The sequence below is a fragment of the Kineosporiaceae bacterium genome (assembly GCA_016713225.1).
Taxonomy (GTDB): domain Bacteria; phylum Actinomycetota; class Actinomycetes; order Actinomycetales; family Kineosporiaceae; genus JADJPO01.
This window is the reverse complement of record JADJPO010000007.1, coordinates 135,143-154,104: the sequence shown is the minus strand read 5'-3', so window position 1 is coordinate 154,104 and position 18,962 is coordinate 135,143. Positions and strand designations below refer to the sequence as shown.

Here is an 18,962-nt window from a genome sequence, read left to right as displayed (position 1 = left end):
GGCGGACGGGGCATCCACGCGAACGGTCTACTGCGGTGCTTGTCGCAGCGGGAGTTGGGCGTGGATCTGCTGGATGCCACATTGATCGAGGTTCGGATCGGGCAGCAGAATCTGGCATGAGCAGCGATATGGGTGTCTGGGGCGATATGTCGAGCGAGGTATCCAATCGGCGCAGCTGGGCAAGCCCATACGCAGCCTGGCTGGCAAAGCTCATCCGGCTGGTTGGGCAGTGTGGGATCACGGATGTTGAGCGCCGCTACCGACTGCCTGTCTGGGTTGTCGTGGTACTTCCGGCCGCAATCGTGAATCTGTCCCTCTTTCTCGTCCGGGCAGCGACGTCGATAGATTCGGAATTGGCTGCCACAGCCTTCGCCTCAATGACGGTCGTCCACTTCCTGTTAGGTGTGCTGTATGCGGGCCGGTATCGACTGATCGATTCGCGCGATATGTCCCCAGAGGTTTCGACATGGTGCTCGTTCCGACCTGATCTCACACCCTATGGACGTTGGCGTCCTCGCGCTATCAGGGTTTCGGAAGAGAGATGGGCGCGCAGGTTGCGGCGTCTGCTCACCCTGTGTGAACTCTCAGTACAGGGGCTCTGTTCCGGACGCGCGATCGTAGCGCTTGGTCTCGCATTCATTTTCCAATTGCCGTTCTTGGGCCTTATCCCTGGGCTCCTCCTATCCGTTCGATTGCGCTCCGCACAAATTGACAAAATCCTTCAGGCCTACGGCGACTATGTATCAGGTCAGGCGAAGGTGGCCGAGTTGCAGGCCAGGGCTCAGCTGTCGCAGAGGCAGCTCGAGCAAGTTGAGCGCCAACGCCAGGCGGCGGCACGTGCACTCGGAGAAGTCCGGGAGACCATAGCCAAGCGTCGAGTGGAAATCGCCGAAATTGAACGCGGCCTTACCGCGATGAAGGATGAGCAGGCACGGCTTGAAGGCTTGGTGAGATCGCAGGATTCTGCCGTCCGATTGGCTGCTGAGATGAATGCGCACAACACCCAAGTTAGACAGATACTTCAGGCAACCAGAGAGATTTCGACCGAGACGGAAGGCTCATCGAGATCCGGCAAGCTGCTGTGGTGGATCGGCATCCCAGTGTCATTGGTGCTCAACCTCCTAACCTCTTGGATTTGGGATACCTATGCACGCAAGTAGGTCTCGTCGGGCGGTCCAGGGGGCGTTGGGCGCCCGACGTAGCGACGTAGCGTCTGAGGAGATGTACAAGCCAGCCTCTTGGCGGGAACCTCCTCACCCGATTGGGGGACCACGAAGTTAGCTCGGGTCCCAAACGGAAACCCTGATCCGGCGGTTTCTATGGGTGGGATCATGGTTCAGCAATCGTAACCAGCACCGCCATATCCTTTGACACGGTCGAACCTCAACTTCGCACTGCGCGGCGGATTCAATGCCATCACGCTTATGCGGTAGTACTCGTCGACGGGGCTCTGCGCCACGATCGTGTCTCCAAGCAGAGGAAAGGTGGTTCACGTTTCCCGCATTGTCGTGATGTTCAGGCTCAGTTCCCCGACCACGCTGGAGCTGTTGATCTGAATCGACACCGTCCTCGCCCCATCATCAACTCGACCATCTGGACGCCGTCCGGGACACAGAGGTCAGTGGCAGGGACTTGCCTCCGTCCGCCTCCCCGGGAAGTGACTCAACCGGCCAGGATGCCTCTGCGGAGGTCAGCGGGGCTGTCGGTCGGGCAGGGGATTCGTCGTCATCGTGAAGGCCGTGGTCTCGCGGCCGGCGATCACGAGGCGTGCGGCGGCGGTGTAGGCGTCGAGGTGGGTGAGGTCGTGTTCGTCAAGTTCGGGGGTGGTGTGGCGGGCGAGTTGGTGGGCGTCTTCGGGGGAGCAGGTGAAGTAGATCTTGTTGCGGGCGTTGGCGGAGATGGCGAGTTGGGTGTCGCGGGGGAGTTGGGCGAGGTGCTGGTGGGCAAGCACGAGGGAGAGTCGGTAGCCGCGAGCTTCGGCGAGCATGTCGTTGACGGAGCCGGCGAGGTTGAGGATGTTGTGGGCTTCGTCGATGACAACGGTGGCGTCGCGGCGGCGGGGTTCGGGTTGGCGGGCGCGGTGGGTGGCGGCTTGCCATACGGAGGCGAATACCAGGGAGCCGAGCAGGCGTGAGGTGTCCTCGCCGAGTTGGCCTTTGGGGAGTCGGGCGATGAAGACGCCGCCGTGGTCGAGGATGCGGGTCATGTCGAAGCTGGATTCGTGGGGGCCGATGGTGGCGCGGACGAAGTCGCGGAGCAGGAAGGAGCGCAGCCGGGCCAGGACGGGTCCGGTGATCTGAGCGCGGAGCGCGGGTGGGGTGGCTTCGAACCATGCCCAGAACCCTTTGAGCCCTTCGGGGTCGTCCAGGCCGGCGGTGAACGGTGCCCGGAACTGCTTGTCGTTCAGCAGCGGTGGCACGGTGGTCAGGGTGGGTCGGGGGTGGCGCATGACGGTCAGGCAGGCCACGCGCATGACGTCGTCGATGCGGGGTCCCCAGTGGCGTTGGAAGATCGCGGCGAAGATCGAGACGATGTTGTCGACGATCAGGTCGTCGTCCGTGCCGCGGCGTTGCAGCGGATTGAAGGTGGCGCTGCGGTCGGGCTGGTCGGGGTCGATCAGGACGAGCCGGTCGCCGATGTCCTCGGGCAGGCGGGCCAGGACGTCGAGGGCGAGGTCGCCTTTGGGGTCGATCAGGACGACGCCGCGGCCGGCGCGGATGTCGCCGAGGACGAGTTGGGCGAGCAAGGTGGATTTGCCGACGCCGGTGGAGCCGATCACGTGTAGGTGGTGACGGGCATCGGCCACGGGCAGGGCGACAGTGTGTCCGCCGACGGCTGCCCGACCGAGGACCTTGGTGTTCCGGCCACCGGTGGGAACGGTGATCGGTGCGGGGACGGTTCTCGCGCGTGCACGATCCAACCCGGGCACGGCCAGGTCCGTGGGTAGCCCGGCGACAGCGGCCAGTTCCGTCGTGGTGAGCAGGAATCCGCGCCGCATTTGGCGGCTCGCCAGGAGCTGGTCCGGGTGGGCGGCGGGGATGGGGCGCAGGCGGTTGCCGGCGGTGTGGACGGCGAACGCTGAGGCGATCGAGTGGCAGACGGTGATCAGACGCCGGGTGGTGGCGTCCGGCTCACGGTGGGTCAGCCGGCGCCGCCACGTCGGCCGAGAGGGCTTCCGCGTGAGGTGCATCGCTCGGTGCGGGCGCGCCGTGGCGTGGTGACGCCGTAGCGGATGGCGGTTTCCCAGTGCGGTCCGGCGGCGGTCTTGGCCAGTGCAGCGGTGGCGTCGCGGTCGCGGTGGGGGTCACCGACCGGGCGCGTGCCGGTGGGGGCCGCGGTGCGGGTAGAGCTGAGCATGGCCGTCAAGGCACCTATCAGAGAGGCCAGCACTCGTTCGGGGAGCCCAGTCGATGTGGAGCGGCCGGTCTTGAGTGCGGCGGCTCCGGCGCGCATCCGGGCGAGTTGGCGGGGTGTCGCGGGCCGGGCCAGGACCTGGACGCAGGCCGTCTCGGTCGCGTTCAGGGCGGAGGTGGCACCCAGCAGGGCGCGGTGGGGGTCGGTGTCGTGGTCGGTGGCCAGGGGGTGCCAGTCGGGCCGGGCGAGAACCAACGCTCCGCCGTCCACGCTGATCGACGACTCGGCTTCGCCGCTGGTTCGGCTGCCGGGGCTCGTGGCCAAGGGAACCGGGTGGGAGGCGGGTTCGATGACAGTGGTGGCCCCGGGCCAGGCTGCGGACACGGCGGCGGCGACCGGTCCGGCGGGCATGGTGCCGGGGACCCAGATCAGGATCTGCAGGTGTCGTCCGGTCCAGCGGTACTCGAGGGCCAGGTGGGGTCGGCCGTGGCGCAGTCGCCGCCAGAGGCCCGTTGTGAGTAGGCCGTGCAGGTTCGTCCAGCAGGCTCGGGCGCCGTCCGGGTCGACCTGCGCGGGCGGGGTGATCAGCACCTGCTGCGCGCCGTCCAGGAGTTGGGCGTGCCGCCACTGGCGGGCACTGCGGTGTAGCGCCAGCGCGCCGGCGGCGGTGAGGACGGCGAGGGCAGTCAGGGCGGCGAGCAGCTCGACTGCCGGGAGCGGGACCTGGTGCAGGGGAGGCGGGTTCATCGTGGGTCGTCTGGGTCGGCGTTGGGGGGGTGGGTTGGTGATCAGGTGGTGTGCGGTGGGGGAGGCGGTGGCGCGGTAGGCGACGCGGGCGTCTCCGGCGATGAGGAGGGCTTCGCCGCGGGGTGCGGTGAGTAGGAGGCGGGCTTCACCGTTGGTGAGGTCGAAGGTGTCGGCGATGGTGTCGATGGCTTGGGGGCTTGGCGGAGCAGGATCTGGGTGGCTGCGTTGGCGATGACGATCTGGCCGAGGTCGGAAATGAGCAGGTCGGCGGCGTCCTGGGTGACGACGGTGAGCCCGGCGTGGCGTTTGCGGGCGGATTTGGCCATGCGGGCCAGGAACCGGGCGCCGTCGGGTTCGCGCATCAGCGTCCAGGCCTCGTCGACCACGACCAGTCGGCGCATCGGTTCGGGGGGTGGGTCGTCGAAGCGGGCGTAGTCCCGGCTGCGGGACAGTGCCGGTGGTCGTCGGTGGGGCTGGTTGCGTGTCGGGTTGTGCTGGTTGGGCAACGGGTTGGCCAACTCGGCGCGGGTGGGACGGCGCCGGTTGGGGTCGGGCGGGTCGGGTAGGTCGACGTCGCGCCAGATGGCGTCCAGGGCGAGCAGCATCGCGGCGGCCCGGAGTTCGTCGGGTAGGTGGCGGGTGGACCAGACCACGAGGTGGCCGGTGGGGTGGGCGGTGGTCGCTCCGGCGAACAGGTCCTTGAACGCGCCGGTGGTCCAGGGCGTCAGGCGGGCGGCGAGGGTGACGGCGGCCGGGTTCGCGTCGTCCTGGGTCAGGGCGGCGGCCAGGTCGGCCAGGACGGGGGCGGGGCGGTGCCAGGTGGCGGGGTCGTGGGTGATGCCTGCGTTGGTGTAGGTGGCGGTGATGGCTTTGTCGAGGGCGGCGCGTTCGGTCGGGGGTGGTTGTTGGCCGAGCAGGACCCCGATCAGGGTGTGCAGGAACAGGGCTCGGCGGGTGAGGGCGTCGCCTCGGTGGTCACCGGGTGGCAGGTCGAACGGGTTGACCCGGACGCCGGGTGCCCCGAGCCGGACCAGGGTGCCGCCGACGGCGTCGGCGAGGTGGGCGTACTCGTCCTCGGGGTCGATGACCGCGACCTGGACGCCGTCGTAGAGGTTGCGCAGGACGTCGAGTTTGACCAGGTAGGACTTGCCGGCGCCGGAGCGGGCCAGGACGACGGCGTTGTGGTTGTCCTGGGTCCAACGGTCCCACCAGACGATGCCGCCGCTGGTGGTGTTCACCCCGAACAGCACCCCGCCGTGGGCGAGTCCCTCGCCCGGCAGGGCTCCGGGCAGGTCGGGGCTGGCCAGGGGGAACGCGGCGGCCAGGGCGTCGGTATCCATGATGCGGCGGTGGCCGAGGCCGTCGTGACCCAACGGCAGGGTGGAGCACCAGCCGGGCAGATGGCGCCAGGTCGCCGGGTGGGTGTCGAGCAGGACCGAGGCCGCGGCGGCCCGGACCTCGGCGACGGCGTCGGCCAGCGCGACGCGGGTGGGGGCGTGCACGGTCAGGTACAGCCCGACCCGGAACAGGCGGGCCTGGCCTCGGGCGAGCCGGTCGGCCAGGTCGGCGGCGTCCTCGGCGGCGGCTTCGATCAGCGGGTCATCGAGACGCCCCCGGTCGGCGCCGATCCGCCGCGAGGACTCCAACCGGGCACGCTGCCGGCGCAGCCTTCCCGCGGCCAGGTCGGTGGGCAACGGGTCGATGTGGATCGCGACGTCCAGCCGGCCCGCCCACGCCAGCAACGGCTCGAGCCAGGACATCCCGACCTCGGCCGGGTAGCCGTGCACGATCAGGGTCGCGGTATAGCCGTCACCGATCCGCAGGAAACCCGGTGCGGTCACCACCGAGGCCGGGCCGACCACCGACGCCAGCGGCGGTTCGGGTGGAGTGGTGACGGGAGCGGTGTCGTGGGGACGGCGAGTGGCGCGGCGGGATGCCTTGCGCCGCCAGGTGGTTGGGCTCACCAGGGGTCCTCCTCGTCGAGGCGGGCGGTCGTGGCGTCGTCGTCCCAGTTCGTGTCCGGGGCGGTGACCGGTGTTGTCGGTGGGGTGCGCGGGGTGCGGGCGTCGTTGGCGGTGAACGGGTCGGTGGCGGCGGTCAGGACGGCGGTGGCCTCGGCGGCGTCCAGGACCCGGCAGCGGGATCCGATGTCGGCCAGCGCCTGCGCGGTGGCGGCGGCACGGCGGTGCGCCTCGCGGGCGATCGCGACCCGCGGTGACGTTCGGCGGTCGCCGGTCGGGGTGGGGGTGGTCGCGGTGCAGGCGATGGTGATGGTGCGTTCGAGCGGGTCGTGGGCGTCGGCGAGGTCGAGCAGGAACCAGGCATGATCGACTGCCGCGGTCGCGAAAGCCTCGTGCGGCAGCGCGTGGGAGGCGTCGGCGATCCGCACCGCGCATTCACCGAGATCGACCCGGCGGGCCGAGACGACGATCTGCACCGGCCCCGGCAACGCGTTCAACCAGCGGCCGTAGGCGGCGACTTGTGCGGCCTGCTCCGCGCCGGTGTTGAGGTTCGAGGTGATCGTGGACGCCGCAACCAACGCCACCGCGCTCGATCCGAGCGACAGGACCCCGTCACCGTCGATGTCGGAGGCGGGGAGCCGCAGCACACCCAGGCGGCCTGTCGTGGTGGCGGGGGTGTGGGCGGGTGCCCAGGACGGCGCGGCATCCCGGGTCGGCGCGACGGGGACGAGGCGACGCGGGGTGCGGCGGTGGGTGATGGCTGCCAGCAGCCAGGCGTCCAGGCTGATCCCGTCGCGACGTCCGACCGCGACCGCGGTCGCGACGGCTGCCAGGGGCGCGGTTGCGGCGGCGAGAACAGGCAGCGGGAGACGGCCGGCGAGCAGGTGCCAGGCCAGATAGATCGGCACCGCTGCCGCGGCAAGGATGGCCGCTTGGCGGACGGTCAGGCCCATCACCACCCGGTCGGGAGTGTCCAGATCGGCCGGGATCCGTGCCCGCACCAACGCATCGGCTGCCAGGGATCGACTCATCAGGGTCTCCTCTCAGGCCAGCGCCGAGCCACGGGCGGCCGGCGGCAGCGGTCGCGGCGGCAACGGCCCGGGACGTGGACGCCGAGGCGGCGTCCGGGTCGGCGTGGTGGGTCGGGGCATGGTCGACGTCGCGGCGCGGGGGGTGGCCGGAGCGGGCCGCGGGCTCGGTGACGGAGGTGCCGGTGCTGGTGGGTGCGGCGGGGTTGCGGGAGCGGGCGGTGCTGGGGCTGGCGCTGGGCCGCGTCCCGGGGGAGGACCGGGTGGCCGTCCCGATGGGCGCGGCCCGGGAGCAGGTGGTGCCGGCGGCCGTGGCGGCAAGCCACCCCCGGGCGGACGACCTGGCCTGGGGCCACCGCGGCGTCCACCGGCGCCAGCTGGGCCGGGACCCGGTGCTGCGGGTCCGGGTGCGGCGGGTCCGGCGCCGGTGCTGCGGCGTCCGAAGGCTCTGCTCATCGCGTGGCCGAGGCCGCGGGTGATCTGGTGGACAACGACCAGGCGGACCATGGCCGCGGCCAGGTTCGGGCGAGTGCTGGCGTGGGTGAGGTGGCGGCGGATCAGCGCGGGGATGCGGACGGTGACCCACAACAGGACCGCCACGATGATCAGGTTCAGCAGACCGCTGGGGTCGGCGGGCAGACCGTAGGACGGCAGGTTCGCGGCCGGGTCAGGAAGATAGCCAGGCTGGTGTGCAGGGCCACGGCCTGCAGGACGACGGTCGCGGCCAGCCCGGTCATGGTGCGCCACCAGGCCTGCGCGATGACCTCGGTCCACGGCAGGGCGTGGCACGCCAACGCGACCGGTGCGATCCCGACGGCCACGATCAGGGCCGCGAACCGGGTGATCCAGCCGACCAGCAACATCGCCAGCAGGACGTTGATGATCAGACCGACCAGGGTGGTCAGCAGGGCCGAGACCGGATTGGTCAACGCGCTGGTGACCACGCGGAACAGTTGCCCCAGAGAGCGTTCGGAGGCGATGCCCTCACCGGTCAACGCCACCACCAGCGTGTTCGCGGTGGTGATGATGCCCCGGCACAACGGGGTGGCGAAGTTCGCCGCGACCAGACCGATCACCAACCGCGGCAACAGATCCGCGACGCCATACCGGACCGGCAGACTGTCGCCGGCCATGGCCACGATCGCCGCGGCCATGAGGGCCAGCACGAAGCCGGTGTTCACCACCGTCAACGACCGCGCGGACAGTGCGGCGACCTGGGGCAGGCCGGTGACGTCCGGCAGGTGAAACAGCATGGTGGCCAACAGGTGCCAGATGGTGTTCAGGCTCTCGCGAGCGAACGCCGACAGCCACGCCACGGCCTGATCGAAGATCCAGCCGATCATCAGACACCCAGGATCTTCTTCAGCACCGTCAACACCACCGGCGCCAACAACGCCAACGCATACCCGATCCCCGCCGAGCGCAGCGAGCTCTTGGCGCGCTCGACATCCGAGGGATTGCCCTCGGCAGCCATGTACCGCAGGCCGCCCAAGGTGAGGTAGAACGTCGCCAGAGTGGCCAGAATCCCGACCACCCAGGCTGTCGCATTATTGATCACCGTGGGGAGATCAGCGACCATCACCGTCGCTAGGGCTGTCTGTTTCATGTCGCCTACCTCCGTATGACGTGAGGCGCCCGAGTGGTCGAAGGAATGCCACCGCGCGACTGGCGTGACCGGACCGAGCAGAACCCGTACCTCCCTTCGGGGGCTGTGGCAGGTGCGGCGTGATCCGAGGCGTGAACACGGTCATCGGCTCCTCGGCCGGTCAGCCGCCGCGCGGTGGCATCCGGGAACCGGCCATTCGACTGGTTCCGCCTACTCATGGCCCGGTGTGGCGCCCAACCAGGGCTGGCTCGGCGACACCGAAGGCCAACCGTTGGCCAACTCGACCGCCGGCGGGAAATGTGTTCAGCGGCGGGGGGTCAACCGGTGGTCGCTGCGCTCTACGGTGTGATCGTGGACGCTGGGGTGGCCGCGCTGACCGGGGCCGGGTTGACGGGTGGGGTGGCGCTGGCCACGCAGGTGGTGGGCGGTTGGATGTCGGCACGGTCGATACGCCGCGAGGCGCGCAGCGCGAGGCTCACCGAGTACTTGGCAGGCACGTTGGGAGCAGTCCTGGCGATCGGCCAGGTCGCGCGAGCGCCGCTGGAGCATAAAGCACAGTTGGAGCGCGAGTTGGTGTGGTCGTACGTGGACCGCGCCAACAACGCGTTGACCTCGATCGAGTTGCATGACGCGGCCGATCTGGTCGCCGCCGTGCAGGCGTTCGACAGGGCGGTGGTCGAACTCATCGGTCTGGCCCGCGACCGCGTGTACGACAGGCAGGCGTGGCGGGACGAACGCCACGTCGTCCTCGACGAGCGTCTGGCCGAGGTGAAACGGGTCGGACGTCGTCACGTCCGTGGCCGGTCCTCGGAGTCGACGCCATGACGAGGACGACCGATCGCTCCGCGGTTGAGCGGGCGATCCGCACCGGCCGAGTGATGGCCCCGCGTCCTGGTTCGGCCGGTGAGCGGCAGTTGGTGCCGGCGGTCGAGTTGGCGGCGGCGTGCTGCTCGGGTGGGCCGAGTACGCCATCCGGGTTGCGGCTTCGAGGTGTGAGGGTGCGTGGTGGGTTGGATCTGGCCCACGCCGACGTGCCGTTCCCGATCAGCTTCGAGGGCTGCGTGTTCGACGAACCGGTGCAGTTGCACGGCGCGCATCTGCCTGCTTTGACGTTCGAGGACTGCGAGTTGCCGGCTCTGGTGGCCAACGGGCTGCAGGTCGATCATGACCTGGTCATGTCCGGATCCGTGATCACGGAGCCGGTATCCACTGCGGCCAGTGAGTCCGCGAAGGCTGCGGTCTGGTTGTGCGAAGCGGACGTCGGGGGCCGGGTCCTGATGGTCGGCACCCGGATCGAGGCTCCCGGGCAGCGTTCCATCCAGGCGGATCGGATGGTGGTCGGCGGCACGATGCGGCTGATTCACGGGTTCACTGCCCGGGGTGAGGTGCGTCTGATCGGTGCTCAGGTGCACGGATCGCTGGACCTGACCGGCGCTCACCTGATCGACCCGTACGCAGGCCTGGCATTGGACCTGGGCGGCGCTCACATCGACGGTTCGGTGTTCATCATTCCTCGTAGCGGTACCAAAGACCGCCCTGACGGTGAAGGTGTCGGCAGGTCGCCGCTGATCGATGGCCGGATCGATGCGGGCAACGCCGTCATCGGTAGCCGGTTCGTCATCCGGGACACCACGATCCACGGCACCACACCGACACCTGGAACCGGGTACTACGACGACGACACTGACCCGACGGCACTGCACGCCGCAGGGTTACGCGTGGTGGGCGGAGGCGTGGAATTCCAAGGCGACAGCCTCGTCGAGGGCAAGATCGAGTTGGAAGGCTGCGATATCGCCCTGCTGAGCGTGTCCGCGTCGGTCCAGTTGCGGGCGCCCGGGCTGGATGCGATTCGCCTGTCGACTGGTCGGCTCCGGTCGGGTCTGTTCCTTGCTCCAGGGCTGAATGTGCAGGGGAGCCTTCGGTTCACCGGCGCCGAGATCGGCGGCAACGTCGCCCTGGCTGAGACGACGTGGTCTCACCCGAGCAAGCACGGCTCGGTCACGGGGCAAGGATCCCTCGTCCGCGGCGAAGTGAGCCTGCAAGGCATGGTCACTCACGGAGGCGCGGTCAACCTGCGGGGTTCGGTCCTCCGGGGCACGGTGAACTTCGCCGGCGCTGTGCTGGACAACCCCACATGGCTGACGGTTGACCTGCACCAAGCGGACGTCGTCGGCTCGGTGATTCTCGACGACGTCACCAGCACCGGATGTGTCCTGCTGAGCCGGGCACGGATCGCCGGCGAACTCAGCCTGGATGGTGCCGAGTTGAGGTGCGGTCAGTCGAGCTTCCGCAACCCCGCGAAGCACGCGCTCAACGCCGAGTTCGCCGGAATCCAGGGTGGAATGCGCCTGCACTGGACTCACGTGGAACCGTCGGTGTCGTTCGAGGGTGTGGACACCACCGTCCTGGCCGATGATCCTCGGACCTGGCCGCCCCAAGCGGTGCTGAGCGGATTCACCTATCAACGGTTCCAGCGCCCGGATGAGTCGAGCGACGACCGGCGCTGGGACATCGACGCCCGGTTGAGCTGGCTGGCCACCGCGCCCATGTTCGACCCAGGACCCTATGAGCAACTCGCACGAGTCCTGCGGGAGCACGGGCTGGCTGTGCAGTCGGAGCGTGTCCTGATCGAAGCTCGAAGCCTGGCATTCCAGGCCGAGCGGGCCGACAGTTCCCGCCTACCCTTCGCTGGCCGGATCCGTGCGCGGGCGGGGCGAGGGCTGCGCCGTCTGTCCGGGACCATCACCGGCTATGGGTATCGACCATCGCGGGCGTTCTTGGCGCTCGTCGCTCTCACCGTCATCGTCGCCGGCACCCTGCTGCTACCGGCCGCCGGACAGGCGATGCGCGCCACCGACGGCAACGGACTGGTCTTCAGCCCAACTCGGACGGCGACCTCATCGAGCGTGCATCCTGACCGGTGCGGTGGCGGCGCCGTGGTCTGCTTCAACGCGGCGTACTACGCCATCGACACCGTCGTCCCGCTCGTCGGTCTGGGCCAACGCTCGACCTGGCATCCCGACGAGAACACCGACATCGGCCCTCTGCTGGCGTTCTGGCTGAACGCCGCCACACTCGTCGGCTGGTTGCTGACCACGCTGTTCGCGTTGGCCCTGACCAAGGCGATCCGTATCACTCCGTAGAGGAAGACAGCCGAAGAAGACGACCTCAGCCGGCGGGGGAGAGCGCCACCCAGTCCAGTTCGCCGGTGCGCAGGGCCTCGACCAGGCGCAGTTCGCCGGCTCGTCGCCAGGTCGATGCGGTATCGACTGAGACGCCGAGGCGGTCTGCAACAACGCGGAGTGGGACGTCGTCCAGCCGGGTCGCCGAGATCAGCAGGCACTCCTCGGGGTCGATCACCGCCGCCCGCAGCGCCCGGGTCAGAACCCAGTCTGGGTGGTCCCACGGCCGCGGTGGCGGCGGACCCCATGCATCCTGAACCCGGATCGTGTCGATGTCCTGCACGTTGTCTCGAGCCCGTCGGACGGCGCGGGCACCGGCATCGATCAGGCGGGCGCAGATGTTCGGCGCATCGAGGTCGATCGTGGCCAGGCGTTCGAGGAATCCAGCGAGCAGCTCGGCGTCCAGGTCCGAGGTCTCGCCGTGCCAGCCGCAGGCAAGCTTGCCCGCACGACGACGCAGGCCTGGCATAGCCAGCCCGACCGCGGCCAACACCCATCCGGGGCCATCACGGCGGGCCAACTGCACGACACGGCGCCAGACGGCGTCCCGGACGGCGCGGGGGGTGTCGTCGTGGATGAGCAATCGCCGCAACTCATCCAGCAGGATCTTCCGGTCTGGCATCCCCTCCACGAGGCGGGCTTCGAAGACCAGTGGCGTCGGGGGAGTTGCGAGCAACACGAATGCCCGTTGCGCGGCGTCCAACGGACTCGCTGACCAGGTCCCCCTTGGCGTGGGGGCGGGCTGAGCGCCGATGCGATGAATCATGGCTGGTTCCTTCCGACCTGGACGGCGCATGCCGCCCACACCGTCCATCTCTTCACACCGGCCCAACTGGTTGGCCAACCGCAATCACGAGAGCGGGCTCGATGCCGCTGTTCACCACCTGGACGCCGTGTGGATCCGAGGTCAGTTGGCTCGGGTTGGGCGGGACGGTTGGCGAGACCTGCTCCTCGAAGACCAACGGGTGAGCCGTGGGTAGGTGTGAACACGTGTCGCCGGCAAGAACCCGGACAGCCATGCCCTCCGATGATCACTACCCACAGCCCGAACTGCCGTCCGCGGAGTCAGTGGCAGCCGCGCATCCGCGCGGAGACAAAACGGATCTTCGCGCCAGACACCGTGCACCGGGGCCACCCCTGGAACACCTGGCCGGCCTGTGGGGCATCGCGCCCGCTCGGCACATCGACGTATCACCTGGTGAGGAACCGGTCCCGCTCGTGCGGGTGCCGGTACCCGGTCCGGGTCCCTCCGGGGATCCCGATGGAGTCTTCGCCGGGCTGACCCCGCCATTGGCGGCATTGCTGCTGTTGAGCTACACCCGACCTGGTGACGTCGTGCTGGATGCAACCTCGGACAAGGCAGTCGAAGGGACGGCTCGCGCCGGAGACCGCGACTATCGGCTGATCGACCTGGCAGCACCGGTGGATTCGAGTGCCGGAAGCCGAGCCCACCTCGTCCTTGCGCCTTGGCCGAACGAGGACTCGGCAGCCAGTACTTCCCCGCTGTCCGGGCAAGTGCAGCTCTTGGTCGAGTACAGAGCCCTGCTGGGCTCCAGGGGTTACGTGCTTCTCGTCGCAGCGGAGCTTGGCGAAGTTGATCCATCGATCCTCGCCACTCAGATCGCGATTGCCGCTTTGGCCAGCGAACTCGGACAGCTGCGCCATGTCGTCGAGATCCTCCGTCCGCTCGACGATCACGAGCCTGGACGCACAGCCGCACCCAATCGCACACGCTCTGGGCTGGTTGCCGTCGTCTGCGCTGCGGCGAGAGGTCGACATGCCTGAGCCGGACCAGGAGCACCGAGATCTGGAGCTGCTCACCGTGGCCGACGTCTGCACGCTCTTCCAGGTGACCAAGGACTGGGTCTACGACGAGGTCGAGGCCGGGCGACTGCCCTACGTGCGACTCGGCCGCAAGCACTTACGTTTCCGGCGGCTCGACCTCGCGAGCTTCCTCTCGCGCCCAGAGGACCGGCGATCGTGACACAGCGTCAGTCGGCCGCCCGCTACTTCGCGTTGGTGATCGCGCTCGGTCCAGCGAAGTGGATTCCCCGGAAGCCTCGCCTGTGGTCGACTACAGGCTATGCCACGAGGGAGGCTCTCCGAGCGTCAGCTGGGCATTCTCCGCTGGGTCGCCGATGGCTGCCCTGAGCGTGCGTGGCCGAACGAATCTCACAAGCTCACCGCGCGAGCGTTGCAGAGTCGCGGCCTGGTTCAGGTCGCTCGTCGGCGCAAGAACTGGACGGCGACCATCACCGAGGCGGGCACGTACTACCTCACGACAGGCGCTTACGAGTCCGGCCCGACGACCGATCATCTCCTGGGTGGCGGCGACCTGACCGATCCGGGCCGCGACACCGTCCGGGCCGCCAAGCCACGACCCAACCGGGCAGCGGATGACGTGACTCCTGACGCCACGACCCGCGCCATGCGGCGTGTCGCGCAACGTCGAAGACCGATCGAGGTCAAGCAGACGAGCCGCCAGATCAAGGAGACGTTCATGCGGTACAAGGTCGTGGTCACGCGCGTCCAGGTGGCAGAACGGTTCGTCCGGGCCGTCGATGAGGACGACGCAGCGGCCAAGGTGCAGGCAGAGTTCGACCGGCCTTACGGCTACTTTGGGTCGTGGAAGACCACCACGTCCGAAGTCGACGTCGTCCAAGCCGAGCAGACCACCGTGCTCGGGCCGGCCCAGCTCTCGCCCGAAGGGCCGATGCTGCTCAGCATCAAGGATGCCGCCAAGGCGCTCGGCATCAGCTACTCGACGCTCTACCAGATGCTGAATCAGGGCGAGATCGAGTGGGTCGCCGTGGGCTCACGGAAGCTCATCTCCCGGCAGCAGCTATTGGACTTCATCAAGGTCAACACGCACCGGGGCTACTACGTCGCGAGGTAGCGTCGGCCAAGGGTTGACGGTGACCCGGGCGCCATCAGCACCCCTCCCTCTCCGCGGTAATGATCACGATGGCGAGTGTCTTGCTCCCAGATCGCCAACGTCAGGCCCGATGAGGTGTCGACGTGGGCGCCGATCATGTCCTGGCGGGCGGAAGGTCCGAAGCGGGACGATTCGAGCGCCAGGACGCGCCTGCCCGGGCCACGTCGTTGAACAACCCTGGCGATCGCGTGGTCTGGCCAAGGTTGTCAGGGCCATTTGCCAGGATGGACTTCTGTCCGTCGACGTAAATGGGAGCCTGAGCGAAGTGTCCAACGATGTCCTGGAGCGTACGCGTAGGTTCCTCGACTATTTGGCTGCGCTGGCCAGGGAGTTGACCACCAAGCCGGAGCGTGACGTTCGGCAGTATGCGGTGGCGGCTCCGATCTGGCCGGCTCAGGTCCCAGTGCACCACGAGGTTGTCCTCGGCCCCGGCGAAGATCGTCCGGCCTGGTTAGTGGTCAAGAAGGTCCAGGAGCCGCAGCCGCCTCAACTGCCTGCGGAGCTCGTTGACGAGGTTGACCTCGCGTCTCTGGATGATCTCGATGAGGGGCCGCGGCTGCGTACGACCGAGCCGTCGGGCGCCGGGGCGGGTGATAGCGAGGCGATTGACGTGTGGAATCCCCGCATTGCGTCGCAGCGACTGCAGCGAGACCTCGACGATTGGATCGCTGCACAGTGGCGTCCCTGGGCGACGAAGGCGCAGCCTGCGCGCGCGGCTCGACGACTGTATTCGGATCTGTTCGGACTGCACCTGTTCCTACAAGCCAACCAATCGACGCACGAGCTGGCATGGGGACACAGCGTGCTGTCCTGGCAGGTGGCCGGTGAGGCGGTGGTTGCGCCGATGCTCACCACCCGGGTCTCGATCGAGGTCGACGAGGACGACGGCAGCCTGCGGCTCATGACTGAGCGTCCATGCGAACTGGAGCTCGACGCGCTGGAGGGCCTCGGACTGCCACTGATCGAGGAGCTGTCCGGATTGCGCGAGCGCCTGCGTCAGGCGGTTCCCGATCCGTGGCTGGAAGGTGGCTTGGACCAGGTCAACCACCAACTGATCGCGCCTTTGGGCCTCGATGCTCGGATCAACGACTCGGACTCCGTGCCGAGGCCGGCGCCTGCGGCGGTCCTCACTCCGACCTGGGTGGTGTCTGCCCGACGACGCCCCCTCCGGCACGAGCGGTTCTACACCGAGCTCGCCGAGGTGATCGACGAAACCGGGTTCCTTCCGGAGGGCGTCGCGGCCGTGGTGGCAGATGACGCCGCGATCGAACGATCGTTGGTGGAACTGGGGGCGGAGCCCGCCGAGAGTTGGCAACCCCTGGCAGATCGCCCGCTGCTACCGCTGGCCTCCAACGAGGACCAGGAGCGGATCGTTCGGCAACTCGTCTCTGCGCGAGGTGTCACGGTGCAGGGGCCGCCTGGAACGGGCAAGACGCACACCATCGCGAACCTGGTGAGCCATCTCGTGGCCCACGGGAAACGAGTTCTTGTCACGGCGCAGAACGAACAGGCACTGGCCGTGCTGCAGGACAAGATCCCCATTGAGTTACGCGACCTGAGTGTGGCGGTTCTCGGCTCGAGTCCAGAGGCGATGGACCAGCTGCGAGCCTCAGCGCAGGCCATGACCGACCTCGTCTCGGGACTGGACGAGGAGCGCGAGTCGCGTCGGGTGGCCGAACTTGGGCAGCACGTCGAGGAGCTCCGCGTCGCCATCCGTCAGACGGAATTGGCGATGGTTGAAGCCTTGCGGACCGAAGAGAGTGAGTTCGATCTTCCCGGTGGCCCGGCCAAGGCCGCCGAGGTGGCCGCTTGGGTCGCCGGGCACGAGGCCGAGTTCGGCCACATCCCGGATCGGGTGTCGCGGGGTGCCGGCCTTCCGCTCACTGACGTCGAGATCGCCGAGCTGTGTCGGCTGTGTAGGGACCTCGCTCCAGACGACGTTTCTGCTGCGCGGATGCAGCGACCGCCGACCGGCGAGCTGCCGACGGGAGTCACGTTCCGGGACTACCACGACAGGTTGGATGGGCTGCGCCAGACCGTCGCCGACCTCGAGCAAGACGGCCTCGACCTTGCTGGCGTGGACGCTCTCGACGATGCGGGGCTGGCCGACCTCGCGACACTGGCGTCGGGGTCCGCCGAGAGGCTTGGTCGACTGGAGCAGCCATGGCTCCACGGAATCCGAAATGCAGTTCGTCAATCACGCGACCTGTTCACCTACTGGGCCGAGCAGGCCGAGAACCTCGCCCGCCGCGCCGCTGTCCTTGTGGACCTGCAACGGCGCACAGTCGGATGGGTCGTCGAGGTTCCCGAGGGCGACCATCGAGCCCAACTCGACCTGCTCGACGACCTCGCAGCGCGGTTCGCCGACGGCAAGAGCGTGCCCAAGTTCGGCGCTCGAGAGCTGCGGCAGCTCTACGAGAGCGCGAGGGTGAATCAACTGCCGCTGAGATCGCGTCAGGACGTCGACCTCGTGCGCGCTCACATCGGCCTGACCGTCGAATCCCGGCACCTGCAGATCCACCTGAGCCAGCTGGCTTCACAAGCCGGGATCCCGGTCCCACCCCCCGGCGCGACTTTCGTTTCAGGTGTCAACGTCGTCGTGGAGCAGCTGCAGGACGCTCTTCAGTGGGAGGCGCACGACCGCCCACGCGTCACCTCAGCCCTTCGCCGGGCAGTCTCCGCGCTGCCCGAGATCCCCGATGCCGCGGCGATGAACAAGGTCGTCCAGTTGCTGAACGCGGCGGCCGCCCGCCGTCAGGAGCGGCAGCTGAGCGCACATCTCGACAGCTGGGTGACCTACCTCGACACGGGGCGGGAGATGCCCGGTGCGTCCCCGCTGTGGGGCCTGTTGCGCTCCCGCCTACACAGAAGGCCGATGGGATACCTGGGATCACGTCTTGGCCGAGGCCTTCCGGCTCGATGCTCTGACGCCCCACGTGCTGCGTCGCGACGCCCTGGTCGACAAGTTCCGGCCGCTTGCGCCTCAATGGGCCTCCCGCATCGAGGCGCAGCCGGTAGACGTGGTTGCCGAGCTGCCGGCTGGAGCCTGGCGCGAGGCGTGGCGCTGGGCCCAGGCGGAAGCGTGGCTGAGTAGTCTTCACGCTCACGGGGAGCTGGAGGTGTTGCAGCGCCGCAGTGAGACCCAGCGGGTCCAGCTCTCGGAGACCGTCATTGATCTCGCGAAACGCTCCGCCGCCATCGGGCTCAAGCACAACCTCAAGGACAACCAGCGACGCGCTCTCTCCGGGTGGCTCAGGGCACTTGCCAAGGTCGGCAAGGGAACCGGCAAGTACGCCCCACACTGGGTCGAACAGGCTCGGGAACAGCTGCCTGAGGCAATGGGAGCTGTCCCCATTTGGATCATGCCGATCCACCGCGTCATCGAGAACTTCGACCCCCGACGTAGTGAGCTGTTCGACGTCGTCATCGTCGACGAGTCCAGCCAATGCGACCTGCTCTCGGTCGGAGTCCTCGCGTTGGGCCGCAAGTGCATCGTCGTTGGCGACGACAAGCAGACCAGTCCGGCCGCCGTCGGCATCGACCGAAGCGGGGTGATGCAGCTGCAGGACATCTACCTCTCCGACGTCCCGCAGAAGGCGTTGCTCACCGTCGACGAGAGCCTCTACGGCATCGCCGAGCGGGCCTTCCCCAACGTCATCATGCTGCGCGAGCACTTCCGGTGCGTGACCGACATCATCCAGTTCAGCAACCGCTACTACGACCACCGCATCCTGCCGCTCCGGGAGCGCACCAGAGACGGCATCGGCGCCGTCCTGCGTGCCATCCCGGTGCCGAACGGGGCATGCACAGGGGCCTCGTCCAGCCGAGTCAACCGTCCCGAAGCTGAGGCATTGGTCGACCAGGTCGTGCGCTGCGCTTCCCAACCCGCCTATGACGGTGCCAGCTTCGGAGTAGTCACCCTCCAGTCAGGACCCCAGTCGCGGGTGATCGAGAACATGCTCGTGGAGAGGCTTGGGCTCGACGAGTTCCAGCGACGTCAGCTCCGAGTGGGCAACCCGTCGGCATTTCAAGGCGACGAGCGCGACGTCGTCTTCGTCAGCGTGGTGGCAGACGACCACGGCTACGCCGCCACCCGTTCAGGCGACAAGCAGCGGGTCAACGTGGCCGCCTCCACGTGCCCGTGATCAG

14 protein-coding genes and 1 pseudogene are annotated in these 18,962 nt (G+C 68.3%); 9 read left to right on the top strand and 6 right to left on the bottom strand.

Going from position 1 to position 18,962, the window contains the following annotated elements; genetic code table 11:
* Positions 1–116 precede the first annotated feature (116 nt).
* The gene (locus IPK24_22215) at positions 117–1,160 is read left to right on the top strand and encodes a hypothetical protein (GenBank protein ID MBK8078190.1); all 1,044 of its coding nucleotides are present in this window, start codon (positions 117–119) and stop codon (positions 1,158–1,160) included.
* Positions 1,161–1,690: 530 nt separating this feature from the next.
* Here the strand turns inward: IPK24_22215 and IPK24_22210 are convergent.
* The 3 genes and pseudogenes from IPK24_22210 to IPK24_22200 form a co-directional block, all read right to left on the bottom strand.
* A complete protein-coding gene (locus IPK24_22210) occupies positions 1,691–3,190 on the bottom strand; it encodes a type IV secretion system DNA-binding domain-containing protein (GenBank protein MBK8078189.1) in 1,500 nt (499 codons plus the stop codon).
* Positions 3,142–4,101 carry a hypothetical protein gene (locus tag IPK24_22205; GenBank protein ID MBK8078188.1) on the bottom strand — a complete coding sequence of 320 codons (960 nt, stop codon included), beginning with the start codon at positions 4,099–4,101 and terminating at the stop codon, positions 3,142–3,144. The genes IPK24_22210 and IPK24_22205 overlap by 49 nt, the downstream gene beginning before the upstream one ends.
* A gap of 554 nt (positions 4,102–4,655) precedes the next feature.
* Positions 4,656–6,497, bottom strand: a pseudogene (locus IPK24_22200) (DUF87 domain-containing protein).
* Between the two features lie 670 nt (positions 6,498–7,167).
* Here IPK24_22200 and IPK24_22195 point away from each other — a divergent pair.
* Positions 7,168–7,569, top strand: a complete 402-nt coding sequence (locus IPK24_22195; GenBank protein ID MBK8078187.1) for a hypothetical protein — start codon at positions 7,168–7,170, stop codon at positions 7,567–7,569.
* Between the two features lie 132 nt (positions 7,570–7,701).
* Here the strand turns inward: IPK24_22195 and IPK24_22190 are convergent, their stop codons facing one another.
* Together IPK24_22190 and IPK24_22185 are read right to left on the bottom strand one after the other, a co-directional pair.
* Entirely contained in the window at positions 7,702–8,433 is a 732-nt protein-coding gene (locus IPK24_22190) for a hypothetical protein (protein ID MBK8078186.1), read from the bottom strand.
* Positions 8,433–8,696: a hypothetical protein gene (locus tag IPK24_22185; protein MBK8078185.1), complete on the bottom strand. Its 264-nt coding sequence runs from the start codon at positions 8,694–8,696 to the stop codon at positions 8,433–8,435. The genes IPK24_22190 and IPK24_22185 overlap by 1 nt, the downstream gene beginning before the upstream one ends.
* Before the next feature lie 351 nt (positions 8,697–9,047).
* Between IPK24_22185 and IPK24_22180 the strand changes: the two genes are divergently transcribed.
* A complete protein-coding gene (locus IPK24_22180) occupies positions 9,048–9,521 on the top strand; it encodes a hypothetical protein (GenBank protein MBK8078184.1) in 474 nt (157 codons plus the stop codon).
* The gene (locus IPK24_22175) at positions 9,518–11,839 is read left to right on the top strand and encodes a hypothetical protein (protein ID MBK8078183.1); all 2,322 of its coding nucleotides are present in this window, start codon (positions 9,518–9,520) and stop codon (positions 11,837–11,839) included. Before IPK24_22180 ends, IPK24_22175 begins: the two co-directional genes overlap by 4 nt.
* A 25-nt stretch (positions 11,840–11,864) precedes the next feature.
* Here the strand turns inward: IPK24_22175 and IPK24_22170 are convergent, their stop codons facing one another.
* On the bottom strand, positions 11,865–12,500 hold the full coding sequence (locus IPK24_22170) for a hypothetical protein (protein ID MBK8078182.1): 636 nt from the start codon (positions 12,498–12,500) through the stop codon (positions 11,865–11,867).
* Positions 12,501–13,213: 713 nt separating this feature from the next.
* Here IPK24_22170 and IPK24_22165 point away from each other — a divergent pair.
* The 5 genes from IPK24_22165 to IPK24_22145 all read left to right on the top strand — a co-directional run bounded on the left by IPK24_22165 (position 13,214) and on the right by IPK24_22145 (position 18,958).
* Positions 13,214–13,663 carry a hypothetical protein gene (locus tag IPK24_22165; GenBank protein MBK8078181.1) on the top strand — a complete coding sequence of 150 codons (450 nt, stop codon included), beginning with the start codon at positions 13,214–13,216 and terminating at the stop codon, positions 13,661–13,663.
* Entirely contained in the window at positions 13,656–13,862 is a 207-nt protein-coding gene (locus tag IPK24_22160; GenBank protein ID MBK8078180.1) for a helix-turn-helix domain-containing protein, read from the top strand. Before IPK24_22165 ends, IPK24_22160 begins: the two co-directional genes overlap by 8 nt.
* Before the next feature lie 210 nt (positions 13,863–14,072).
* Complete coding sequence (locus tag IPK24_22155; protein ID MBK8078179.1) at positions 14,073–14,774, top strand: helix-turn-helix domain-containing protein; 702 nt, start codon at positions 14,073–14,075, stop codon at positions 14,772–14,774.
* Positions 14,775–15,078: 304 nt separating this feature from the next.
* Entirely contained in the window at positions 15,079–17,907 is a 2,829-nt protein-coding gene (locus IPK24_22150; GenBank protein MBK8078178.1) for an AAA family ATPase, read from the top strand.
* A gap of 25 nt (positions 17,908–17,932) precedes the next feature.
* Entirely contained in the window at positions 17,933–18,958 is a 1,026-nt protein-coding gene (locus IPK24_22145; protein MBK8078177.1) for a DNA2/NAM7 family helicase, read from the top strand.
* Positions 18,959–18,962 lie beyond the last annotated feature (4 nt).